Here is a 22,394-nt window from a genome sequence, read left to right on the forward strand (position 1 = left end):
CCCAGGTACAGGGCCAGGGTAGCCGCTCGGGGATACTGGACCGCATGGCTTACGACGATCTTCGCTCGCTGCTCAGGGCTCTGGAGCGCGAGGGCGACCTCAAGCGCATCAAGGCCGAGGTGGACCCGCACCTGGAGGTCGGGGAGATCGTCGACCGGGTGAACAAGGCCGGCGGCCCCGCCCTCCTCTTCGAGAACGTGAAGGGCTCCGACCTGCCCCTCGCGATGAACGTCTTCGGCACCGACCGCCGCCTGCTCAAGGCCCTCGGCCTGAAGTCGTACTCCGACATCTCGGACAGGATCGGCGGGCTGCTGAAGCCCGAGCTGCCGCAGGGCTTCGTCGGCGTGCGCGAGGCCTTCGGGAAGCTCGGCGCGATGACGCACGTACCGCCGAAGAAGGTGAAGCCGGGCAGCGCGCCCGTGCAGGAGACCGTCCTCACCGGCGACGACGTGGACCTCGACCGCCTCCCCGCCCTCTTCACGTGGCCGGACGACGGCGGCTCCTTCTTCAACCTGGGCCTCACCCACACCAAGGACCCGGAGACGGGCATCCGCAACCTGGGCCTCTACCGCCTCCAGCGCCACGACAAGCGCACCATCGGCATGCACTGGCAGATCCACAAGGACAGCCGGAACCACTACCAGGTGGCCGCCCGGCGCGGCGAGCGCCTGCCGGTCGCCATCGCCTTCGGCTGCCCGCCCGCCGTGACGTACGCCTCCACCGCGCCGCTCCCCGGCGACATCGACGAGTACCTCTTCGCCGGGTTCCTCCAGGGCAAGCGGATCGAGATGGTCGACTGCAAGACCGTCCCGCTCCAGGTCCCGGCGCACGCGGAGGTCGTCATCGAGGGCTGGCTGGAGCCCGGCGAGATGCTCCCCGAGGGCCCCTTCGGCGACCACACCGGCTTCTACACGCCGCAGGAGCCGTTCCCCGCCCTGAAGATCGACTGCGTGACGATGCGGAAGCGCCCGCTGCTCCAGTCGATCGTGGTCGGCCGCCCGCCGACGGAGGACGGCCCGCTGGGGAGGGCGACCGAGCGCTTCTTCCTGCCGCTGTTGAAGATCATCGTCCCGGACATCGTGGACTACCACCTCCCCGAGGCCGGCGGCTTCCACAACTGCGCGATCGTCTCGATCGACAAGAAGTACCCCAAGCACGCCCAGAAGGTCATGCACGCCATCTGGGGCGCCCACATGATGTCCCTCACCAAGCTGATCGTGGTCGTCGACTCCGACTGCGACGTCCACGACCTGCACGAGGTCGCCTGGCGCGCGCTCGGCAACACCGACTACGGCCGTGACCTCACCGTCGTCGAAGGCCCGGTCGACCACCTCGACCACGCCTCCTACCAGCAGTTCTGGGGCGGCAAGGCGGGCATCGACGCCACGAAGAAGCTGCCCGAGGAGGGGTACACGCGGGACGGGGGCTGGCCGGACATGGTGCTGTCCGACCCGGAGACGGCGGCGAAGGTCGACCGCCGCTGGAAGGAGTACGGACTGTGACGTCGGCTTCCGCCGCGCTGCCCCGGCAGCCGGGGCGCACCAAGGCGTTCCTGCGCCTGGTGATGATCGAGCACTCGGTCTTCGCGCTGCCCTTCGCCTACATCGCCGCCCTCACCGCGATGTACCGGTGGGACGAGAACATCCACTGGGGCCGGCTGCTCCTGGTCACCGTCGCGATGGTCGGCCTGCGGACCTTCGCGATGGCGGTCAACCGGATCATCGACCGCGAGATCGACGCCCGCAACCCGCGCACCGCCCACCGCGAACTGGTCACCGGCGCCATGTCGGTCAAGCACGCCTGGACCGGCGCGCTGATCGCCCTGGTCGTCTTCCTGGGCGCCGCCGCCCTGCTCAACCCGCTCTGCCTGGCCCTCGCCCCCATCGCGGTGATCCCGATGGTGGTCTACCCGTACGGCAAGCGGTTCACCAACTTCCCGCAGGCCATCCTGGGCCTCGCCCAGGCGATGGGCCCGATCGGCGGCTGGCTGGCGATCACCGGCGAGTGGTCCTGGGAGGCCGTGCTCCTCGGCCTCGCGGTCGGCGTCTGGATCGGCGGCTTCGACCTGATCTACGCCTGCCAGGACGTCGAGACCGACCGGCAGGTCGGCGTGAAGTCGGTCCCGGCCCGCTTCGGCATCCCGGCCGCGATCTGGGGCGCCCGCGCCTGCCACACCGTCACCACGGCCCTGTTCGTCTGGTACGCCGTCGCCACCGACGCCGGTGTCCTCTTCTGGCTGGGCCTGCTGATCGTCGCGGGCGCGTTCGTCTACGAGCACACCATCGTGCGCCCGACCGACCTGTCCCGCCTGAACAGGGCGTTCTTCTCGGTCAACGGCTTCATCGGCATCGCCCTGTTCGTGTGCGCGCTGCTGGACCTGCTGGTGCGGGGCCTCACTGTCTGAAAACCCTGAGCCTGCGACTAGGCTCGGCATCATGAAGCCAGGACAGACGCAGCGCGCGCCTTGGATCGTGGGGGTGTCGGGGGCCTCCGGTACGCCGTACGCGGCGGCGGTACTGCGGGCGTTGCTCGCCGCGGGCGAGAGCGTCGACCTGGTGGTCAGCCGGGCCTCGCGGCTCACCCTGCTCGACGAGACCGGCATCTCCTTCCGGGACGCCCACTGGCGGACCGACCTGCACACATGGCTGGCCCGGGGCGCCGACGGCAAGCCCGGCACCTTCGACGTCGACCTGGCCGGCGACCGGGTACGGCACTGGAGCGCGGGCGACCTCGCGGCCGGGCCGTCCTCGGGTTCGTATCCGGCCAAGGGCATGCTGATCGTGCCCGCGTCGACGGCCTCGGTCGCGGGCGTCGCGCTCGGGCTGTCGAAGGACCTGCTGCAGCGGTCGGCGAGCGTGACCCTGAAGGAGGGGCGCAAGCTGGTCGTGGCCGTGCGGGAGACCCCGCTGGACGGCCGGACGCTGCGGCACCTGGTGACCCTGGACGACGCGGGCGCGACCGTGGTGCCCGCCTCGCCGGCCTTCTACGCGGGGGCGACGCACATCCAGGACCTGGTGGACTTCGTCGCCGGACGCGTCCTCGACGCGGCGGGTGTCGGGCACGACCTCTACCGCCGCTGGCGCGGCGACCTCGGCGGGGCCCGCCCCACCACCTGAGCACCACCTCCCCCCCCCCACACGTTTGTTACCCACATCTTCAGAACTCTTCAGTGGAAGGCTTCGATCGCATGGACGCGGTGGACAGGCAGCTCATCCAGGCTCTCAGGGAGAACGGCCGGGCCTCCTACGCCGAGCTGGGGCGCCTCGTCGGACTGTCGGGGCCCAGCGTCACCGACCGCATCAACCGGCTGGAGGCGGCCGGCGTCATCACCGGCTACCGGGCGACCGTGGACGCCGCCTCGCTCGGCCTCGGCGTCACCGCCCTGATCGGCGTCTCGCTCTCCGACGCCGCCGACCACGAGGACGTGGCGCAGCGCCTGCGGGACCTGCGGGAGATCGAGGACTGCTGGTTCATCGCCGGCGACGACTCCTACATGCTCAAGGTGCGCGCGACCGACGTGGACGGCCTGGAGAGCATCATCCGCCGGCTGTCGGGCACGAAGGGCGTCTCCAGGACCCGTACCACCATCGTGCTCTCCACCAAGTGGGAGAACCGGGTGGGCGAGCTGCCGGAAGAGGTTCAGTAGCAGTGGCCCGGTGGTCGGGGCGTACGGTTTACGAGTCAGTCTCAGAAAGAGGTATCGCATGGACGCCGGGCTCAAGCGGGAGCTGGAGCAGAAGGTCCGCTCCGGGGAGCGGCTGACCCGCGAGGACGGCATCGCGCTGTACGAGTCGGACGACCTGGCCTGGCTCGGCGGCCTCGCGCACGAGGTGCGGACGCGGAAGAACGGCGACGTCGTCCACTTCAACGTCAACCGCCACCTCAACATGACCAACGTGTGCACCGCCTCCTGCGCGTACTGCTCCTTCCAGCGCAAGCCGGGGGAGAAGGACGCGTACACGATGCGCATCGAGGAGGCGGTGAAGCTCGCCAAGTCGATGGAGGGCGAGAACCTCACCGAGCTGCACATCGTCAACGGCCTGCACCCGAACCTGCCGTGGCGCTACTACCCGCGCTCGCTGCGGGAGCTGAAGGCCGCGCTGCCCGACGTCTCGCTCAAGGCCTTCACGGCCACCGAGATCCACCACTTCGAGACCATCTCCGGGATGTCCGCCTCCGACATCCTCGACGAGCTGATCGACGCCGGTCTGGAGTCCCTGACCGGCGGCGGCGCCGAGATCTTCGACTGGGAGGTGCGGCAGCACATCGTCGACCACCGCACCCACTGGGAGGACTGGTCGCGCATCCACCGCCTGGCGCACGAGAAGGGTCTGAAGACCCCGTGCACCATGCTCTACGGCCACATCGAGGAGCCGCGCCACCGCGTGGACCACGTGCTGCGCCTGCGCGAGCTGCAGGACGAGACGGGCGGCTTCCAGGTCTTCATCCCGCTGCGCTACCAGCACGACTTCGTGGACATGCAGGACGGCAAGGTCCGCAACCGGCTCCAGGCCCGCACCCAGATGGCGACCGGCGCGGAGGCCCTGAAGACCTTCGCCGTCTCCCGGCTGCTGTTCGACAACGTCCCGCACGTCAAGGTCTTCTGGGTCATGCACGGCGTCCAGACGGCCCAGCTGGCCCTCCAGCACGGCGCGGACGACATGGACGGCTCGGTCGTCGAGTACAAGATCACGCACGACGCGGACGACTTCGGCACGCCGAACAAGCTGACCCGCGAGGACCTGCTCGACCTGATCCGCGACGCCGGGTTCCGGCCGGTCGAGCGCAACACGCGGTACGAGATCATCCGGGAGTTCGAGGGTCCCGACGCGGGGCGCCGGGAGTCGCCGCAGCCGATGCGGGTGTGATTTCCGCGGTTGTTGTCCGGCTGCGGGCCGGTGGGGACCGGCCGCGCAGTTCCCCGCGCCCCTTTCAGGGGCGTCCGGTGCACGTACCCAAGGGGCGCGGGGAACTGCGCGACCAGCCACGGACCGGCCGCACCCGGCACCGGAACCGAACCGCCCACGGTGGGTACCCGCACCGCATGGCCCCCGAGGACGACTACACCGCACAACCCTTCGTGCCGACCCGCGGCGGCCTCCCCGCCCTGCGCAGGGCCGCCGCCGAGTGCAGGGGCTGCCCCCTGCACCGGGACGCCACTCAGACGGTCTTCGGCGCCGGCCAGGCCACCGCCCGCGTGATGCTGATCGGCGAGCAGCCCGGCGACCAGGAGGACCGGCAGGGCACGCCCTTCGTCGGCCCCGCCGGGGGCCTGCTCGACCGGGCGCCGGCGGATGCCGGCATCGGTCCGGCGGACGCCTACGTCACCAACGCCGTCGAGCACTTCGAGTTCACGCGGGCGGAGCCCCGCAAGCGCCGTATCCACAAGGCGCCCACCCTGCGCGAGATGACCGCCTGCGGCCCCTGGCCGGCCGCCGGGCCGGCCCGCGTGGCGAACTGATCGTGGTGCTCGGCGCCACGGCCGGCAAGGCGCTGCTCGGCTCCTCGTTCCGGGTCACGCAGGTGCGCGGCACGGTGCTGGAGGAGGAGATCCACGGGCGCCCGGAACGGCTGGTGCCGACCGTGCATCCGTCGGCGGTGCTGCGGGCGGCGGACCGGGAGGGGGCGTTCCGGGGCCTGGTCCCGGATCTGAAGGTGGCCGCACAGGAACTCGCGTAATGGCTACCATAGCCATGTGTCCCTTACCTTTACCTTCGATCCGCCCGTCACCCCCGACCTCCGCGACGGCGTACTCGACCTGTGGACCGACGTCTCCAACGCGGGCGGCTCCGTGGGCTTCGTACCGCCGGTGACGCGGGAGGACATCCGCCCCGAGCTGGTCAGACACATGGTGGGCATGGCCGAGGGCCGCACCCGCCTGCTCGTCGGCCACGACGAGACGGGGCGAGTGGCCGCCACCGCGTTCCTCGCCCTCAACGCGCACCGGCTGATGACCCACTGGCTGTGGCTCTACACGGTGATGGTCCACCCCCGTCACCAGGGCCGGGGCTACGGCCGGGACCTGATGGCCGCCGCCGCGGACGCGGCCCGCACCGTCCCGGGCATCGAGGCGATCCGGCTCACCTGCCGGGGCGGCCTCGGCCTGGAGCGGTTCTACGAGTCCTGCGGCTACAAGGAGGTCGGCCGGGTGCCCGGCGCGATCCGCGTGGCGCCGGGCGACGACCGGGACGACGTCTTCATGCTGCTGCCGCTGACCTGAGCACGTTCCCGTCGCGGACCGACCCCCGTGAAAGATCGGCGGCCCGGCATGTTTCACTGGACAGTGCCTCTTTGTGCCAGAAACGGAAGAGTGGATTGAGATGCTCCGCTACACGCTGATGCGCCTCGGGATCTTCGTGGGCTGCCTCGTCGCGGTCTGGGGGCTCGTCTACGCCGGCGTGTTCCCGCGCGGCCTCGGTGACTCCAACGGCATGTGGATCATCCTGCTCTCCCTGCTCATCTCGGCCCCCATCAGCTACGTCGCGCTGCGCAAGGAGCGGGACCGGGCCTCGGTCCAGGTCGTGAGCCGCGTGGGCCGCATGAAGGCCAACCTCGAGGCCAGCCGCGGCCAGGAGGACGCCACCGACGACACCGCACGGGCGCAGGGCCAGACCTCGTAACGTCCGTCACGCACCCGCAAGCCCCGGTTTCCGAATTCACAGGAAACCGGGGCCATCTGCGTTTTACGGGCAGCAGGCGTCTCCTGCCTCTCAAAGAGAGGCTTTGGGGGCCCCAAAGCGCAGGTGTTAAAGTCGTGTGCATGAAGCACGCAGCCGCGCCCCGCACACCGTCGAGCCTCGCGCTCGTGGCGCGCCTGCACGTGGACCTCTGTCGGTGCGCGTCCGCGAACTGTCGCCCCTGACGTTCCCCCCTCATCCGTCGTTCTCCACGTCAGCCCCGCGCGTCCGTCCCCGCGTCCCGTCCCCCTACGGAGCATGTCCGTGTCCTCAGTCACGAGCGTCAAGAAGTACCTCAAGGTGCCCTTCTGGGCCCAGATACTCGCCGGTCTCGTCCTCGGTGTGCTGCTGGGCTGGCTGGCCCGCAGTCAGGACATATCCTGGCTGGTCACCACCCTGGAGAAGGTCGGTGGCACCTTCATCGGCCTGCTGAAGCTGGCCGTCGCACCGCTCGTCTTCTTCGCGATCCTGGTGTCGATCACCAACCTGCGGAAGGTCAACAACGCGGCCCGCCTGGCGTCCCGCACCCTCCTCTGGTTCATGATCACGTCGCTGATCGCGGTGGCCATCGGCCTCACCATCGGCCTGCTCACCAACCCCGGCGCCGGTACCGGCCTCACCCCGGCCGACGGCGCGAAGCCCGAGAACACCGGGTCCTGGATCGACTTCCTGACCGGCATCGTGCCGACCGACGTCATCACGCCGTTCACCGAGCTGAACGTCCTCCAGATCGTCTTCATGGCCGCCGTCGCCGGCATCGCCGCCCTCCAGCTCGGCGAGAAGGCCCAGCCGATCCTGAACCTGAGCGAGTCCGTACTCGCACTCCTCCAGAAGGCCCTGTGGTGGGTCATCCGCCTCGCCCCGCTCGGCACCGTCGGCCTCATCGGCCACGCCATCGCCACCTACGGCTGGGACCTCATCGGCAAGTACGCCACCTTCACCGCCGACATCTACGTCGGCTGCGCGATCGTGATGTTCGTGGTCTACCCGGTGCTGCTCGCCACCGTCGCCAAGGCCAGCCCGCTCCAGTTCTTCAAGGGCGCCTGGCCCGCGATCCAGCTGGGCTTCGTCTCCCGCTCCTCGGTCGGCACCATGCCGCTGACCCAGAAGGTCACCGAGCGCCTCGGCGTGCCGAAGGAGTACGCGTCCTTCGCCGTGCCGTTCGGCGCGACGACCAAGATGGACGGCTGCGCCGCGATCTACCCGGCCATCGCCGCGATCTTCGTCGCGCAGATCTTCGACATCCAGCTGGGCATCGGCGACTACCTGCTGATCGCCTTCGTCTCGGTGGTCGGCTCCGCCGCCACGGCCGGCCTCACCGGCGCCACGGTCATGCTGACCCTGACCCTGTCCACCCTGGGCCTGCCCATGGAGGGCGTCGGCCTGCTCCTCGCGATCGACCCGATCCTGGACATGATGCGCACGGCGACGAACGTGACCGGGCAGGCCCTGATCCCGGTGATCGTCTCGGCCCGCGAGGGACTGCTCGACCGCAAGGCCTACGACGCGGCGCACAGCTCGCCGATCGACGAGCCGGAGCGGGAGCAGGAGCAGGAGAAGCAGGTGGCGGAGCCGGTTCCGGCCGCCGTCTGACCGACGTGTTCCGGGTGCCGGCGTCGCGCTGACGTCCTGATCACCGCCGCACGGACCGTACGCTGATTCGCATGGGTGCTGGGAAGACCAAGCGGATGCCGCGTGCGGTCCGTGAGCAGCAGATGCTGGACGCCGCCGTGAGCGTCTTCGGGCAACGCGGGTACATGGCGGCGTCGATGGACGAGATCGCCGAACTGGCGGGTGTTTCCAAGCCGCTGGTGTATCTGTACCTGAACTCGAAGGACGACCTCTTCAGCGCCTGCGTCCGCCGCGAGGCCCGCGCCCTCACCGAGGCGGTGCGGGCCGGTGTGCGTCCGGGGCTGTCCGCCGACGGGCAACTCTGGTCGGGGCTGCGGGCGTTCTTCACGCACACCGCGCGCAACCCGGAGGCCTGGCGGATGCTGCACCTGCACGCCCGTACCCACGGCGAGCGGTTCGCGGCCGAGGTGGCGGCGATGCGGGAGGAGATCGTCGCGTTCGTGACGCAGTTGATCGCCGTGGCGGCGCGGGACGCGCACCGGGACCCGCACCTGCCCGAGGACGAGGTCGCCGGGCTGGCCGAGGCGCTGGTCGGCGCCGCCGAGTCGCTCGCCGACTGGGCCGGCGCCACGGAGGGCGTCACCGCCAAGCAGGCGGCGGCGACCCTGATGAACTTCGCCTGGGCGGGCCTGGGCGACCTGATGGGGGGCCGGCCCTGGTCCCCGCCGGAGGATCCCGGGCCGGAGCCGGTGGCACCTGCGGCCCCGGACCGGGTGGTCCCGGACGGGGTGGTCCCGGACGGGGTGGTCCCGGGCGGGGTGGTCCCGGATCAGGCGGTGCCGGATCAGGCGGTCCCGGGCCGGGCGGCCCCGGCTCAGGCCGGGTAGGGCCCGACCTCGCCGGACAGGTGCAGCCGCCGCCCCTCACCGTCGCGCAGTTCGAACCGCCCGTCCGCGGCCCCGTACGTGACCCTGCCCGGCAGCAGCACCGGCGCCCGGAAGTCCGCCCGCACCACGGCCGCGTCCGGCGTCCCGTGCTCGGCGAGGCACCGGGCCACGGTCCACATGCCGTGCGCGATGGCCCGCGGGAAGCCGAACAGGCGGGCGGTGAGCGGGTGCAGGTGGATCGGGTTGCGGTCCCCGGACGCGGCACCGTAGCGCCGCCCGACGTCACCGGCGAGGCGCCACTCGGCACGGGCGGGGAGGGCCTCGGGGTGCGCGGCGGACGATTCCCGGGAAGTGCGTCCGGCTGTGCGGCGCCTGGCCAGGTAGGTGCTGCGTGACTCCCACACGAGGTCCGTGCCGGCCCGCAGCTCCGTCACGACCGTGGCCTCGGTCCCGCGCCGGTGCGGCGCCAGGCCCTCGACGTACGCGGTGAGTTCGTACGCGGCGGTCGCGGGCATGGCGGCCCGCCGGGTGATGGCGATCGACGTGTGGACGAGCCCGGGCAGCGGCAGCGGGAAGCCCCGGCCGCTCATCAGCCGCATGGCCATCGGGAAGGCCAGCACCTGCGGGTACGTCACCGGAAGCGCGTCCGCCCCGGTCGGGAACCCGCACACCCTCTCGTAGGCGGCCAGCCGCGCGAGGTCCACGCGCAGGCCGGGCAGGACCAGCCGGGTACGGGGGAAGACCGCGTCCGGACGGGGCCGCTTGAGGGGCGAGAGCAGGGCGCCGCGCAGGAGGAGCGGCGGGAGGGCGGGGACGCCGGTCAGCGTGTCGGTGGTGCGGGCCGCGGTGGTCATCACGCCCCCAGCAGGCTCTGGCCGCAGACCCGCACGACCTGGCCGTTGACCGCGCCCGAGGCCGGGTGCGCGAGCCAGGCGGTGGTCTCGGCGACGTCGGCCGGCAGACCGCCCTGGGCGAGGGAGTTCATGCGGCGGCCCGCCTCGCGGATGAGCAGGGGGACCGCCGCGGTCATCTTCGTCTCGATGAATCCCGGCGCGACCGCGTTCACGGTCACCCCGTGTCCGGCGAGCGCGCGCGGCGCGAGGGAGCGGACCAGGCCGGCGATGCCGGCCTTGGAGGCGCCGTAGTTGGTCTGGCCCGCGTTGCCCGCGAGGCCCGCGATGGAGGCCGTCGCGACGATCCGGCCGCCCCGGTCCAGCGTGCCGGCCGCGAGCAGCGCGTCCGTGGTGCGCAGGACGCTCCCGAGGTTGACGTCGAGGACGGAACTCCAGCGGTCGGCGTCCATGTTGGCCAGACGCCGGTCGCGGGTGATGCCCGCGTTGTGGATCAGGACGTCGAGCCCGCCGGGCAGGGCGGCGGCGATGCGTTCGCCCGCGTCGGCGGCGGTGATGTCGAGCGCGAGGGCGGAGCCGCCGAGGCGCTCGGCGACCTTCCGGGCCTCCTCCTCGGCCCGCGGCACGTCGAGGACGACGACGTGGGCGCCCTGCCCGGCCAGCGTCGCGGCGACCGCCGCGCCGATGCCGCGTGCGGCGCCGGTGACCAGCGCGGTGCGACCGGCGAGGGGGAGGTCCCAGTCGTCGGGGGTGGTGACCGCGGTGCCGGCCGCCCGGACCTCGATCACCTGGCCGCTGACGTAGGCGGAGGCGGGGGAGAGGAGGAAGCGCAGAGTGGACTCGGCGGCTTCGGCGTCGGCGTCGCCGAGCCGGACGAGGTTGACCGTCCTGCCCCGTCCGATCTCCTTGCCGAGCGAGCGCGTGAAGCCCTCCAGCGCCTGCTGGGCGGCGGCCTGATGGTGGTCGGCGGAGTCGAGCGGGGCGCCGAGCACGACCACCCGGCCGCTCGCGGCGACGGACCGTACGACGGGGTGCAGCGCGGCGTGCACGTCGGCGAGCGAGTCGACGTCCCGGACGCCGGTGGCGTCGAGGACGACGGCGGCGGGGCGTCCGGCGTCGTCCGGGCCGAGGCCCGTGCGGGTCAGCACGGACGCGAGGCCGAGGTCCGACTTGCCCACGGTGAGGCGCAGCAGGCCGCCGGTGAGCGAGCGGCGTTCGAGTGGGGCGGGCTGTGGGAGTCCCAGCCGGCGGGTGAGGAAGCGGCCGGGTGCGGTGCCCGTGAAGCTGAGATAGCGGTCGGCCATGTCCTGTCTCCCCAACGACTCTGTCGTGCCCACAAGTGCCTGCTCTTGGCTGCTCATGCGCTGCTCATGCGCTGCTCTTGTCCTAGTCTTGCTTACTCTGGAGTAAGGTTACCGGAGGTAAGCCTATGTCACGGGTGAGGAGCAGGTCGAGATGAGCCCTCTGCCACCGCAGTTGCCGCGCCGCGTCGCGGTCATCGCGGGCGCGCGCGTCCCCTTCGCCCGCTCCGACGGGCCGTACGCCACCGCCTCCAACCAGGAGATGCTCACCGCGGCCCTCGACGGCCTGGTCGAGCGCCATGGCCTCCAAGAGCCGGGAGCGGTCGGTGAGTTCGTCGCCGGCGCGGTCCTCAAGCACAGCCGCGACTACAACCTCGCCCGCGAGACGGTCCTCGGCTCGGCCCTGCACCCGTCCACCCCCGCGTACGACATCCAGCAGGCCTGCGGCACCGGCCTCCAGGCCGTGATCGCCGCCGCCAACAAGATCGCCCTCGGCCAGACCGGGTCGGCGATCGCGGGCGGCGCGGACACGGCGAGCGACGCGCCCCTGGGTGTCAACGATCGCCTGCGCCGCATCCTGCTGGAGGCCCGCCGGGCGAAATCCCTCGGCGGCCGGATGAAAGCGCTGGCCAAGGTCCGCCCGGGCCATCTGGTCCCCGACATCCCGCGCAACGCCGAACCGCGCACCGGCCTGTCGATGGGCGAGCACGCCGCGGTGACCGCCCGGGCCTGGGGTGTCACCCGCGAGGCTCAGGACGAACTGGCCGCCACGAGCCACCGGCGGCTGGCGGCGGCGTACGAACGCGGCTTCTTCCAGGACCTGGTGATCCCCTTCCGGGGCCTGTCCCGCGACCAGAACCTGCGTCCCGGCTCGACGGTGGAGAAACTCGCCGCGCTGAAGCCCGTGTTCGGCCTCTCGGGGCCCGCCCCCACGATGACGGCGGGCAACTCGACGCCCCTGACGGACGGCGCGGCGACGGTGCTGCTGGCGAGCGAGGAGTGGGCCGAGGCGCGCGGCCTCGAGCCCCTCGCCCACCTCACGGCGTACGGGACGGCGGCCGTGGACTTCGTCGGCGGTGATGTCGCGGGCGGTGAGGACGGGTTGCTGATGGCCCCGGCGTACGCGGTGCCGCGCATGCTGGAGCGCGCCGGGCTCGGGATCGAGGACTTCGACCTGGTCGAGATCCACGAGGCGTTCGCGTCCCAGGTGCTGGCCACGCTGGCGGCCTGGGAGAAACGGGGCTTGGCCCCGGTGGACCGGGCCCGCCTGAACGTGGCCGGCTCCTCCCTCGCCACCGGTCACCCCTTCGCCGCGACCGGCGCCCGCATCGTGGCGACGCTGGCCGGGCTGCTCGCCGAGCGGGGCGGTCCCGGGCGCGGCCTGATCTCCGTCTGCGCGGCGGGCGGTCAGGGCGTCACGGCCATACTGGAACGAACGTGACCTACTGGCAGGTAACCCCCGAGACTGCACACGTCCGGCGCGGGACCATCGCCGAACCCTCACGAACTCCCCACGAGGGCCCCGTACGATCCCGACACTGACCGCCGGTAACCCATGTCCGCGGAACCCGGCGATGAACGCCTCGGCGCGCGAGGCACGTACGTCATGCAGCAGAGCAGCGACAGCCGAGCCGGTGACAGCAGAAGCAGTCTCGCCGCTGCACGTCCCAGGAGCCGCCCGTGTCCACCCCGCTTCCCTCCTTCGCCGCATCCGCCGCCTACGCAGACTCGCCCGGCCCCACCCTGGTGGCGCCCGAGACGCGGCGGCTGGACGGGGCCGTACGGGAGGCGTACGTACCACCGTTCGCCCCGCCGGCGCGGCGCGGCTCGCTCGCCGACCTGCCCTTCGACAACGCGGCCGCGGCCGGGGGCCAGGTGGTCCTCAGCCGCAGATCGCCGGACGGCGACTGGTCCGACGTGACGGCGGCCGGGTTCGCCGAACAGGTGCTGGCGGTGGCCAAGGGCATGATCTCCGAGGGCCTGGCGCCGGGCGACCGCATCGCGATCATGGCCCGGACGACGTACGAGTGGACGCTGCTCGACTTCGCCGCGTGGGCGGCCGGCCTGGTCACCGTCCCCGTCTACCCGACCTCCTCGCTCTTCCAGACCCGCTGGATCCTCCAGGACTCCGGCGCGGTCACCCTGGTCACTGAGACCGCCGCGCAGGCCGCGGCCCTCGGCCCCGAGCTGGACCGCATCCCCGACCTCAAGCACCTGTGGATCATGGAGAAGGGGCATGTGGAGCGGCTGGCCGAGCTGGGTGAGCGGGTGCCGGACGCGGAGGTGGAGGTCCGCCGAAGCATGCTGAGCCCGAGCACGCTCGCCACCCTCGTCTACACCTCGGGCACCACCGGCCGCCCGAAGGGCTGCGCGCTGACCCACGGGAACTTCTTCGCCGAGGTCGACAACGCGATCGAGCTGCTCTACCCCGTCTTCAAGGCCAAGACGGGCGAGGAACCCTCGGTCCTGCTCTTCCTCCCCATGTCCCACGTCTTCGGCCGCATGGTCGCCGTGGCCTGCGTCCGCGCCCGGGTCCGCCTCGGCCACGCGCCGAGCCTGAAGCCCGAGGACCTGCTGCCCGACCTGGCGGCCTTCCGCCCGACCTGCCTCCTCACCATCCCGTACATGCTGGAGAAGGTCTTCAACAGCGCCCGCGCCAAGGCCGAGTCGGGCGGCCGGGCCTCGGCCTTCGACCGCGCCGTCTCGGTGGCCGAGCGCTACGGCGAGGCCATGGAGGCCCGCCAGGCGGGCACGGGCGGCGGTCCGGGCCGCGCCCTGAAGACCGCCCGCTCCTTCTACGACCCCCTCGTCTACCGGAAGATCCGCAACGCCATGGGCGGCCGGGTCCGGTACGCCATCTGCGGCGGCTCACCGCTCGGCCGCCGCCTGGCCGCCTTCTACGCCGGGGCCGGCATCGAGATCTTCGAGGGCTACGGCCTCACCGAGACGACGGCCGCGGCGACGGTGACGCCCCCGCTGAAGCCGCGCCTCGGCACGGTCGGCTGGCCGCTGCCCGGCACCCGCATCCGGATCGCCGCCGACGGCGAGATCCTGGTCGCCGGCGACCAGGTCCTGCACGGCTACTGGGACCTGCAGGCGGGCGGCGTCGTCCAGGCCGCGCCCGACGGCTGGTTCGCCACCGGTGACATCGGGAGCCTGGACGACGAGGGATACCTGACGATCACCGGCCGCAAGAAGGAACTGCTGATCACCGCGGGCGGCAAGAGCGTTGCCCCGGCCCCGCTGGAGAACTGGCTGCGCTCCCACCCCCTGATCTCCCAGTGCATCGTCCTGGGCGACCGCCGCCCCTACGTCAGCGCCCTGTTCACCCTCGACCCCGACGGCGTCACCCACTGGCGCCGCATGAACGGCAAGCACCCGGTGCCGCCGGAGCTGCTGACCGACGACGAGGAGGTACTGGCGGTGCTCCAGCGCGCGGTCGACGAGGCCAACAAGCTCGTCTCCCGCCCGGAGTCCATCCGCCGCTTCGCCGTCCTGCCGAGGGACTTCACGGAGTGGGAGGGCCATCTGACCCCCTCGATGAAGCTCCGGCGCGAAGTGATCATGCGGGACTTCGCGGGGGCGGTGGAGGGGCTGTACGGCGCTCCCTAGGGGGTACGGCACTCCCTAGGAGGTACGGCACTCCCAAGAGGGTACGGCAACCCCTAGGGGTGTACGGCACGCCCTATTGGCCGGTGTGCGCTCAGCGGCGGGCGATCAGGCAGGCCTGCGGGACCTTCGTGGAGGTGTCCTCCTCCTGCACGCGCACCGTCCGGGACAGGACCGTGAAACCGGCCTCCGCCAGCAGCTCCGCCATCGGCTCCGGTCGCCGCCGTTCGAAGTCCAGGGCGACCGGATGGCCGAAGGGGCGGTCGAAGTGCTGGGGCTCGTCGCCGACCTGGAAGGCGAGGAGCAGGTGCCCGCCGGGGGCCAGCACGCGCCGCAGCTCGCCGAAGAGGTCCGGCATCCGCTCCCACGGGGTGTGGATCGACGAGTACCAGGAGACGGCCCCCGCGAGCGCACCGTCGGGCAGGTCCAGCTCCAGCATGGAACCCTGCTCGAACCGCAGATACGGGTGCTCGCGGCGCGCGATCGCGACCATCGAGGCGGAGAGGTCGAGGCCGAAGACCCGCAGGCCGAGCGAGGCGAGGTGGGCGGTGACCCGGCCGGGTCCGCAGCCCAGGTCGGCCACCTGCCCCTCCGGTCCCACCAGCTCGGCGAAGGCGCCCATCAGAGCCCGGTCCAGCGGTGTGCCGGCGCCCGTGGCGCGGAAGCGGTCCGCGTAGTCCTCGGCGATGGCGTCGTAGAAGGTCCGGGTGGTGTCCAGGAAGCCGGCGTCGCGGCGGGCGGTGGGGCGGGTGTCGTCGGTCATGGCGGGGACCCTAGTGCCGGGCACCGACAGCCGGCCGCCGGAACGAGCTGCGGCCGGAATTCACCGAGAATTCAGAAAAGAGGGCCCGGAAAGGGCAGGAGCCCCGTCGCCGAAACCGGCGCGGGGCTCCTTGGGTACTGCTGTCAATCAGACAGGAGTGACATTCTCCGCCTGCGGGCCCTTGGGACCCTGCGTGACGTCGAAGGACACCTGCTGGTTCTCCTCGAGGGAACGGAATCCCTGAGCGTTGATCGCGGAGTAGTGGACGAAGACGTCCGGGCCGCCGCCTTCCTGGGCGATGAAACCAAAGCCCTTTTCGGCGTTGAACCACTTCACGGTTCCGGTAGCCATAAGCCCTCCTTGGGCCCAAAGGGTTGCCCTGCTCCAGAACCAGCAAGTGTGAAGACTGGAATGCTGCACAACTGCATACGTCTGAGAACGACGAGAGCCCGCGGTCACATGCTCCGCAGGCTCTGTACTGCAAGGGAAACCAAACTGCAACTTGCTGTGAGCCTAGCACGCAGGCACCCGAGCGCAACAGAGGCCAAGATCACTTCACCCGGATGTTTGAACGCCTCCGCCGTTCGGCTGACACCGGGGGTGGCGGCGGGCGGATGCCGGGGGAGGGCTAGGCTCGCGATGTGGACAATTCTCGCACCCGGCCGCGCGTCGGCCACATCCAGTTCCTGAACTGCCTGCCCCTGTACTGGGGGCTCGCGAGAACAGGCACGCTCCTCGACTTCGAGCTCACGAAGGACACCCCGGAGAAGCTCAGCGAGCAGCTGGTGCAGGGCGACCTCGACATCGGTCCCGTCACCCTGGTCGAATTCCTCAAGAACGCCGAAGACCTGGTCGCCTTCCCCGACATCGCCGTCGGCTGCGACGGCCCGGTGATGTCGTGCGTGATCGTCTCGCAGGTCCCGCTGGACCGGCTGGACGGCGCCCGCGTCGCCCTCGGCTCCACCTCGCGCACCTCCGTCCGCCTCGCCCAGCTACTGCTCGCCGAGCGCTTCGGCGTCCAGCCGGACTACTACTCCTGCCCGCCCGACCTGAGCCTGATGATGCAGGAGGCCGACGCGGCCGTCCTCATCGGCGACGCCGCCCTGCGCGCGAACATGATCGACGGCCCGCGCTACGGCCTCGAAGTGCACGATCTGGGCGCGCTGTGGAAGGAGTGGACGGGCCTGCCGTTCGTCTTCGCGGTCTGGGCGGCCCGGCGCGACTACGCGGAGCGCGAGCCGGTCATCACCCGCAAGGTGCACGAGGCCTTCCTCGCCTCCCGCAACCTCTCCCTGGAGGAGGTCGGCAAGGTCGCCGAGCAGGCGGCCCGCTGGGAGGCCTTCGACGAGGAGACCCTCGCGCGGTACTTCACCACCCTCGACTTCCGCTTCGGGACGCCGCAGCTGGAGGCGGTCACCGAGTTCGCCCGCCGTGTGGGCCCGACCACCGGCTTCCCGGCGGACGTGAAGGTGGACCTGCTCCAGCCCTGATCGTGCCGGGGCCCCGGCACGGCGGGCCTGGTCGGCGGGGCGGCGTCCGGCGTCTTCGGGCCCCCGCCGGTGATGCCCGCGCCGACGGCACCCGCCGCCGGCGTACCGTCCCCGCGAGGGCGACCGCTCGCCGGGCAAGCCCGCCCTGTCCGTCGCGGCGACCTCCACCCGGGGCGCCGGTGGCCGGTGGCCGCGGCCGGCGGCTGAGCTGCACCGTGGCGCTCGCGGTGGCGGGAGCGCCGGCGGCGGTGACGGTCGGCTCGGTGTTCGTCCCGGACCTGCTGCCGGGCGGCGGCAGGACCGGCCCGGGCCGCCCGAACCGCAGCCACCGCCGGCGGCGGTGACGGTCGGCTCGGTGTTCGTCCCGGACCTGCTGCCCGGCGGCGGCAGGACCGGCCCGGCCGGCCCGAACCGCCGCCACTCACCCCGGCACCACGACCGTACGCAGCTCCCCGTCCCCGAGGTGCAGCATGCCCTTGCCCGGGGCGATCTGGCCGCCGACCATGCCGCGGGAGACACGCAGGCCGATGAGGTCGCCGCTGGAGGACTCCTGCGGACAGAGCAGGATGCCGCGGCGGGCCTTCTTGGCGTCGACCTGCCAGCCGGAGAAGCCGCTGCACACGTCCTCCTCGTCACCGGCGATGACGAGGGCGAGACCGCGTTCGGCACCCCGGGAGACGATCTTCTTCAGCTGGCTCTCGGCGTCGCAGTCCTCGAGGATCTCGCCGTCGTCGACGAGGACGGCGATCGGCTCCTCCAGGCTGGCCCGGTCGATGAGTTCCTCGAACTCGTCCTCGTCGATGTCGTCCCCGGTGAAGACCTTCAGCACGCCCTCCGCACCGTCCAGCTGACGCAACGGCGACTGGCGGGGCGCGGCGACGACGAGGCGGGTGCCCTGGGCGAGGAAGGAGTTCGCGACGTTCATCAGCACCGTGGAGCGGCCCGACTTGGCCGGACCGGCGATGACGAACGCCGGGACACCGTCCGCGAGGTCGGGGCCGAAGCCGACGATCTCGTCGCCGCCGATGCCGACCATCGCCCACAGCTTGGAACGGGACGCCTCCGGGTCGCGCAGCTCCCACGCCTCGGTGAAGGAGATACGGCTGGGCAGGCTGTCGACGCGGAACGGCCGCCGGGCGCGCGGCACTTCCGCGTCCCGGGCCGCGGCCGCCTCGCCGATCGCGGTGATCGCCGCCGCCTGGCCCTGGCCGGTGGTGTCCTCGGCGAGCAGCGCGAACTGCGTCTCCGTACCGGCCTCGTTGCGGAAGGCGCGGCCCGGCGGGATCTCTTCGGGCACCCTGCGGGCCGGGATGCCGAGCGAGGAGAAGTCGCTGCGGTCGGCGAGACGCAGGCCGTACTTGTCCTCGGTGAGCGTCGCGATACGCCCGACGAGGAGCGTGCGGTCACCCGTGAGCACCAGGTGGATGCCGACGCTGGCACCTTCCCGCATCATCGTCTGCAACTCGTCGGTGAGCGAGCCGTGGTCGACCTCGCCGAGGGTGGGCGCCCAGCCCTCCCAGCGGTCCAGCAGCACCACGATGTGCGGCAGCCGCTCGCCCTCCTCGACCGCGTCCCGCTGCTCACCGATGTCGGCGAAGCCCTTGTCGGCCAGGAGGTTCTGGCGGCGGTCCATCTCCCCCTTGAGCCGGTTGACGAGCCGGACCACCCGCTCCGTCTGGTTACGGCCGACGACCGCGCCGCAGTGCGGCAGCCGGGTCAGCGCGTTGAGGGCGCCGTTGCCGCAGTCGATGCCGTACAGGTGCACGTCGGCGACGGAGTGGCTACGGGCCAGGGAACCCGCGATGGTGCGCAGCACCTGGGACCGGCCGCTGCGCGGGGCACCGCCGATCATCAGGTGGCCGAAGCTCGCGAAGTCGACCACGACCGGGCGGCGCGCCTGGTCGGAGGGCAGGTCCTCGATGCCGAACGGGGCGGGCGGCAGCTTGCCCGGCGCGGCGCCGGTGAGGGCCGGGACCTCGATCTCGTCCAGCAGCAGCGTCTCGTCGAGCGCCGGCAGCCAGGGGCTGTGCTGGGCGGGGATGCCGAGCGAGCGGTTGGCGTCGCGCACCGCGTCGACCAGCACCTTGAGGTCGGTGATCTCGTCGTCCTCGCGGGACTCGGTCTTCGGCTTGGCCAGCGCCGCCCGGCCCAGGTCCTCCCACTCCAGCGGCCCGACCCAGGGCGCGAGCGCGGCCGGGTCGGCGGCACCCGGCCGCCGGCCCCCGACCCGCCCCGACTGGAAGGGCACGAGGGAGGAGTGACCCAGCCGCACGTAGGCGCGGCCCGGGGTGCTCTTGGAGATGTGCCCGGCCTCCGGGGAGTCGATGACGTCGCTCGACTCGCCGCCGTCGGTCACGCGCAGCGCGATACGGAGGTTGGTGTTGGCGCGGATCTCGGGCGAGACGACGCCGCTCGGCCGCTGCGTGGCGAGCAGCAGATGGATACCGAGGGACCGCCCTCGCTGGGCGATGTTCACGAGCCCGGTCACGAAGTCCGGCAGGTCCCGCACCATGGACGCGAACTCGTCGATGACGATGAGCAGCCGAGGCACGGGGGGATGCGAGGGGTCTCGCCTGACGAGGTCCTGGTAGTCCTCGACGTCCTTGGCGTCGGCGGCGGCGAGGATGTGCTCGCGCCGCTTCAGCTCGGCGCCCAGCGACTCCAGGGCGCGCTCGACGAGGTGCGCGTCGAGGTCGGTGACCATGCCGACGGTGTGCGGCAGCTTCACGCAGTCCTTGAACGCGGACCCGCCCTTGTAGTCGACGAGGACGAAGGTCATGTTCTCGGGCGTGTTCGCGACGGCCAGCGCCGCCACGATGGTCTGCAGCAGCTCCGACTTGCCCGAACCGGTCGTACCGGCGATGAGCCCGTGCGGCCCGTCCTTGCGCATGTCGATGCCGAAGGGACCGTCGTACGACTCACCGATGACGGCCATCGTCGACTGCCCGCCCATCCGCCAGCGCGCGCTGATCGCGTCGGCCGTCGGCGGCTCCAGCTGGAGCACGTCGAGGAGCCGGCTGGAGCCGGGCAGCGCGGAGTCCTCGGTCTCGCCGCTGATGTCCCGCAGCGCGGACAGCGAACGCGTGAGCCGCAGACACCAGGCAGGGGTCACGAAGTCGGGCCGCACGTCCGCGATCCGCTCGGCACCCGCCTCCTCCACCCGCAGCCGCAGCCTTTCGGCCCGCGCCCGCTGCTCGGGCTGCGCGGCGGCCCCGGTGTGCCAGGCCTGGAAGGACGGAAACCCGCCGGCGACCGGCTGCGCCTGCCGCTGCTCGCTCTCCTGCCGCCGTCCCGTCTCCTCGGCCTTGGGCTCGGCGACGACGAACGCCTGGCACTCACCGGGCAGGAACCGCTCCTCGGCGTCGAGGCAGACGGCGTACATGGACACGGACGGCCCTTCGCGCAGCAGCCGTACGACCCCGGGCAGGGACCGCAACCGCCGCGACCCGTCCCACACCACGACGATGTCGGGATCGCTGAAGGTCGACGCCTGTCCGCTGCCACCCTTCTGCTGGGCGGCCTTCTTGCGCGCGTCGAGGATCTGCGTCAGCTCACCGATGCGGGCGCCGACGGTCTCGGCGTCGGTGCCGATGAGGACGTTGACGTCCTGGCCGCCGGAGGGCCGGGAGTGCGGCAGCCAGCGCACCCAGTCCCACTCGGCCTGGGCGGAGTTCTCGCTCAGCACGTAGAACTGCACGTCCATGGGGCTGTGCAGCGCGGCGGTCTGCGCGACGGCCCAACGCCCCAGCGACCGGGCGGAGTCCCCGGGCCCCGCGATGCCGATGACACCGAGGCCGCGCAGGGAGAGGGCGACGGGAGCGTCCTCGATCTTCCAGGTGACCTGCCGGCGGTGGTCGTCCTGCTCGGGATCGTCGAGTACGACCTCGGAGGGCAACTGCCCCGTGCCGACCCTCAGCAGCAGGTGATCCCGGTCCGTCCGCCGCCGCTCCCACAACCGCGTCCGGGGCCCCGTCCCCACCGACAGCACGACCGCCGGATCGGGAATGGCATGCCGCCGGTCGTTCCGCTCGGTGACGAGCGCGTCCTGCGCGTCCTTCTCGATCCGCGCCTTCTGCTCCTCGTACTCCTTGACCTGCTTGGCGTGGGACTTGCGCCCGTGCTTCTTGTCGTTGAAGTAGTTGGCGAAGAGCAGAATGGGACTGAGTCCCGCCATGATCAGGTAGTACCAGCGCCCGAAGATCGCGACGGCCACGACCGCGCCGACGATCGGCGTGAACGCCATCAGCCAGGGCAGCGGCCGTGGTTCGTACTCGCGGGGCGGCGACGGCAGCCGGAAGCTGGTCTGCCGCTCCGGCGGACGCAGCCGCGGCGGCCGGTTGTAGTCGAGCCCGACACCGTCCTCGGACCACTTCAGCGCCGCGTTGGGCGGCGAGTACCGGGCGAGTTCGAGGAGGGAGTTCCCGACCGCTATCTGCGCCCCGAGCGGCCACTCGCCCCGGCCCCGGCCCTTGTCCCCTTCCTTGTCCCGGTCCCTGTCCCGGCCTTTGGCGCGATCCCTGTCCCGGCGCTTGTCGCCTCTGCCCCGGCCCTTGTCCCCGTCCTTGTCCGGGTCCGTCATGGGCTCGCCGTCGAGGGTGACGCCCTCCTTGTCGGAGTGCACGGCGACCTTGCAGGTGCCGTCGGTGGCCACGGAGAGGGTGAGAGCACGCGCGTCGACTTCCGGATCGTCGATACGGATGTACGACGCCGCCCCGCTGCCGATGTCGTACTTCCCCACGCCGAGCCGGTGCACGAACCCGGCGCCCGGCCCGCCGACGACACGCAACTCGACCAGCCCGCTGGGCTCCCCGGGCAGGCACCCGGAGGGATCCTGGAGCGAGACGACCGCGCCTTCGCGAAGGGGCGACCCGATGACCGTGGCCGACGGATCGACGGGATACCCGTCGACGTAGACGAGCGGCGCGTTGTCCGCGCCCCCCTGCCGCTGATGCCCGATGGGAATGACCTGCGCACCCGCGACGCCGACCTGCTTGGCCAGCTCCTCGGCGATGTCCCCCACGGTGGACTCGGGATCGGCGTCGAGCACGACGTCGGCGGCGCCCCCGCCGAACGGGTCGACGACGGTCAGGCTCAGTCGCACGCTTGTCCTCCCCAAACGGCCCCTGCGGCCGCTTCCGCAACACGGCTCACAGTCCAAGCGACGATATCCGTTGGGTGTCGCGGTGCGGCAACAGGGCGGTGACCGAACGTTCCCGAAGGCAATGCAGGGATGTGACACCACAA

The 22,394-nt window shown here is 71.8% G+C and carries 19 protein-coding genes and 1 pseudogene; 15 read left to right on the forward strand and 5 right to left on the reverse strand.

All coding sequences use genetic code 11. The annotated features are described in order from the left end of the window. Positions 1 to 44 precede the first annotated feature (44 nt). The 11 genes and pseudogenes from ACIQ1J_RS29405 to ACIQ1J_RS29455 all read left to right on the forward strand — a co-directional run bounded on the left by ACIQ1J_RS29405 (position 45) and on the right by ACIQ1J_RS29455 (position 9,136). A complete protein-coding gene (locus ACIQ1J_RS29405) occupies positions 45 to 1,502 on the forward strand; it encodes a menaquinone biosynthesis decarboxylase (protein ID WP_403561523.1) in 1,458 nt (485 codons plus the stop codon). Further along, the gene (gene mqnP, locus ACIQ1J_RS29410; RefSeq protein ID WP_403561525.1) at positions 1,499 to 2,404 is read left to right on the forward strand and encodes a menaquinone biosynthesis prenyltransferase MqnP; all 906 of its coding nucleotides are present in this window, start codon (positions 1,499 to 1,501) and stop codon (positions 2,402 to 2,404) included. The genes ACIQ1J_RS29405 and mqnP overlap by 4 nt, the downstream gene beginning before the upstream one ends. Positions 2,405 to 2,435: 31 nt before the next feature. After that, a complete protein-coding gene (locus ACIQ1J_RS29415) occupies positions 2,436 to 3,116 on the forward strand; it encodes a UbiX family flavin prenyltransferase (protein WP_403561527.1) in 681 nt (226 codons plus the stop codon). Positions 3,117 to 3,187: 71 nt separating this feature from the next. Next, positions 3,188 to 3,646: an Lrp/AsnC family transcriptional regulator gene (locus ACIQ1J_RS29420; RefSeq protein WP_055418503.1), complete on the forward strand. Its 459-nt coding sequence runs from the start codon at positions 3,188 to 3,190 to the stop codon at positions 3,644 to 3,646. A 58-nt stretch (positions 3,647 to 3,704) separates the two neighbouring features. After that, entirely contained in the window at positions 3,705 to 4,868 is a 1,164-nt protein-coding gene (gene mqnE, locus ACIQ1J_RS29425) for an aminofutalosine synthase MqnE (RefSeq protein WP_210958070.1), read from the forward strand. A 176-nt stretch (positions 4,869 to 5,044) separates the two neighbouring features. Beyond that, positions 5,045 to 5,679: pseudogene (locus ACIQ1J_RS29430) on the forward strand (UdgX family uracil-DNA binding protein). Positions 5,680 to 5,695: 16 nt separating this feature from the next. Beyond that, on the forward strand, positions 5,696 to 6,220 hold the full coding sequence (locus ACIQ1J_RS29435; RefSeq protein ID WP_403561530.1) for a GNAT family N-acetyltransferase: 525 nt from the start codon (positions 5,696 to 5,698) through the stop codon (positions 6,218 to 6,220). Positions 6,221 to 6,320: 100 nt separating this feature from the next. Continuing rightward, entirely contained in the window at positions 6,321 to 6,620 is a 300-nt protein-coding gene (locus ACIQ1J_RS29440) for a DUF4229 domain-containing protein (protein ID WP_403561699.1), read from the forward strand. A 140-nt stretch (positions 6,621 to 6,760) separates the two neighbouring features. Continuing rightward, positions 6,761 to 6,862 carry a putative leader peptide gene (locus ACIQ1J_RS29445; protein WP_403561532.1) on the forward strand — a complete coding sequence of 34 codons (102 nt, stop codon included), beginning with the start codon at positions 6,761 to 6,763 and terminating at the stop codon, positions 6,860 to 6,862. Between the two features lie 73 nt (positions 6,863 to 6,935). Beyond that, positions 6,936 to 8,270, forward strand: a complete 1,335-nt coding sequence (locus tag ACIQ1J_RS29450) for a dicarboxylate/amino acid:cation symporter (RefSeq protein ID WP_403561534.1) — start codon at positions 6,936 to 6,938, stop codon at positions 8,268 to 8,270. 71 nt (positions 8,271 to 8,341) lie between these two features. Beyond that, positions 8,342 to 9,136: a TetR family transcriptional regulator gene (locus ACIQ1J_RS29455; protein WP_403561536.1), complete on the forward strand. Its 795-nt coding sequence runs from the start codon at positions 8,342 to 8,344 to the stop codon at positions 9,134 to 9,136. Here the strand turns inward: ACIQ1J_RS29455 and ACIQ1J_RS29460 are convergent. Together ACIQ1J_RS29460 and ACIQ1J_RS29465 are read right to left on the reverse strand one after the other, a co-directional pair. Further along, positions 9,124 to 9,990: a MaoC family dehydratase gene (locus ACIQ1J_RS29460; protein WP_403561538.1), complete on the reverse strand. Its 867-nt coding sequence runs from the start codon at positions 9,988 to 9,990 to the stop codon at positions 9,124 to 9,126. The two genes, ACIQ1J_RS29455 and ACIQ1J_RS29460, sit on opposite strands and share 13 nt — an antisense overlap. Beyond that, positions 9,990 to 11,291, reverse strand: a complete 1,302-nt coding sequence (locus ACIQ1J_RS29465) for a 3-oxoacyl-ACP reductase (protein WP_403561540.1) — start codon at positions 11,289 to 11,291, stop codon at positions 9,990 to 9,992. Before ACIQ1J_RS29465 ends, ACIQ1J_RS29460 begins: the two co-directional genes overlap by 1 nt. A 151-nt stretch (positions 11,292 to 11,442) precedes the next feature. Between ACIQ1J_RS29465 and ACIQ1J_RS29470 the strand changes: the two genes are divergently transcribed. Both ACIQ1J_RS29470 and ACIQ1J_RS29475 read left to right on the forward strand, forming a co-directional pair. Continuing rightward, complete coding sequence (locus ACIQ1J_RS29470; protein WP_403561542.1) at positions 11,443 to 12,729, forward strand: acetyl-CoA C-acetyltransferase; 1,287 nt, start codon at positions 11,443 to 11,445, stop codon at positions 12,727 to 12,729. Positions 12,730 to 12,968: 239 nt separating this feature from the next. Beyond that, positions 12,969 to 14,900, forward strand: a complete 1,932-nt coding sequence (locus tag ACIQ1J_RS29475) for an AMP-dependent synthetase/ligase (RefSeq protein WP_403561544.1) — start codon at positions 12,969 to 12,971, stop codon at positions 14,898 to 14,900. Between the two features lie 91 nt (positions 14,901 to 14,991). Here ACIQ1J_RS29475 and ACIQ1J_RS29480 read toward each other — a convergent pair whose 3' ends face one another. Together ACIQ1J_RS29480 and ACIQ1J_RS29485 are read right to left on the reverse strand one after the other, a co-directional pair. Beyond that, positions 14,992 to 15,660 carry a class I SAM-dependent DNA methyltransferase gene (locus tag ACIQ1J_RS29480; RefSeq protein ID WP_403561547.1) on the reverse strand — a complete coding sequence of 223 codons (669 nt, stop codon included), beginning with the start codon at positions 15,658 to 15,660 and terminating at the stop codon, positions 14,992 to 14,994. Positions 15,661 to 15,807: 147 nt separating this feature from the next. Continuing rightward, on the reverse strand, positions 15,808 to 16,011 hold the full coding sequence (locus tag ACIQ1J_RS29485; RefSeq protein WP_003974443.1) for a cold-shock protein: 204 nt from the start codon (positions 16,009 to 16,011) through the stop codon (positions 15,808 to 15,810). 290 nt (positions 16,012 to 16,301) lie between these two features. On the opposite strand from ACIQ1J_RS29485, the gene ACIQ1J_RS29490 reads away from it, so the two are divergent. Then, a complete protein-coding gene (locus tag ACIQ1J_RS29490) occupies positions 16,302 to 17,150 on the forward strand; it encodes a menaquinone biosynthetic enzyme MqnA/MqnD family protein (RefSeq protein WP_210958063.1) in 849 nt (282 codons plus the stop codon). A gap of 179 nt (positions 17,151 to 17,329) precedes the next feature. Then, positions 17,330 to 17,494 (forward strand): hypothetical protein, encoded by a 165-nt coding sequence (locus ACIQ1J_RS29495; RefSeq protein ID WP_403561550.1) that lies wholly within the window; start codon positions 17,330 to 17,332, stop codon positions 17,492 to 17,494. A gap of 77 nt (positions 17,495 to 17,571) precedes the next feature. Here ACIQ1J_RS29495 and ACIQ1J_RS29500 read toward each other — a convergent pair whose 3' ends face one another. Beyond that, positions 17,572 to 22,251, reverse strand: a complete 4,680-nt coding sequence (locus ACIQ1J_RS29500; protein ID WP_403561552.1) for an FtsK/SpoIIIE domain-containing protein — start codon at positions 22,249 to 22,251, stop codon at positions 17,572 to 17,574. Between the last annotated feature and the right edge of the window lie 143 nt (positions 22,252 to 22,394).

The sequence above is a fragment of the Streptomyces sp. NPDC097107 genome (assembly GCF_044762405.1).
Classification (GTDB): domain Bacteria; phylum Actinomycetota; class Actinomycetes; order Streptomycetales; family Streptomycetaceae; genus Streptomyces; species Streptomyces thinghirensis.

Excerpts from the sequence above, each read along its gene's own strand:
- ACIQ1J_RS29465 (WP_403561540.1), bottom strand. The coding sequence starts at position 11,291 with ATGGCCGACCGCTATCTCAGCTTCACGGGCACCGCACCCGGCCGCTTC.
- ACIQ1J_RS29485 (WP_003974443.1), bottom strand. The coding sequence starts at position 16,011 with ATGGCTACCGGAACCGTGAAGTGGTTCAACGCCGAAAAGGGCTTTGGT.
- ACIQ1J_RS29440 (WP_403561699.1), top strand. The coding sequence starts at position 6,321 with ATGCTCCGCTACACGCTGATGCGCCTCGGGATCTTCGTGGGCTGCCTC.
- ACIQ1J_RS29480 (WP_403561547.1), bottom strand. The coding sequence starts at position 15,660 with ATGACCGACGACACCCGCCCCACCGCCCGCCGCGACGCCGGCTTCCTG.
- ACIQ1J_RS29460 (WP_403561538.1), bottom strand. The coding sequence starts at position 9,990 with ATGACCACCGCGGCCCGCACCACCGACACGCTGACCGGCGTCCCCGCC.
- ACIQ1J_RS29415 (WP_403561527.1), top strand. The coding sequence starts at position 2,436 with ATGAAGCCAGGACAGACGCAGCGCGCGCCTTGGATCGTGGGGGTGTCG.
- ACIQ1J_RS29445 (WP_403561532.1), top strand. The coding sequence starts at position 6,761 with ATGAAGCACGCAGCCGCGCCCCGCACACCGTCGAGCCTCGCGCTCGTG.
- ACIQ1J_RS29470 (WP_403561542.1), top strand. The coding sequence starts at position 11,443 with ATGAGCCCTCTGCCACCGCAGTTGCCGCGCCGCGTCGCGGTCATCGCG.
- mqnE (WP_210958070.1), top strand. The coding sequence starts at position 3,705 with ATGGACGCCGGGCTCAAGCGGGAGCTGGAGCAGAAGGTCCGCTCCGGG.
- ACIQ1J_RS29450 (WP_403561534.1), top strand. The coding sequence starts at position 6,936 with ATGTCCGTGTCCTCAGTCACGAGCGTCAAGAAGTACCTCAAGGTGCCC.
- ACIQ1J_RS29405 (WP_403561523.1), top strand. The coding sequence starts at position 45 with ATGGCTTACGACGATCTTCGCTCGCTGCTCAGGGCTCTGGAGCGCGAG.
- ACIQ1J_RS29455 (WP_403561536.1), top strand. The coding sequence starts at position 8,342 with ATGGGTGCTGGGAAGACCAAGCGGATGCCGCGTGCGGTCCGTGAGCAG.
- ACIQ1J_RS29420 (WP_055418503.1), top strand. The coding sequence starts at position 3,188 with ATGGACGCGGTGGACAGGCAGCTCATCCAGGCTCTCAGGGAGAACGGC.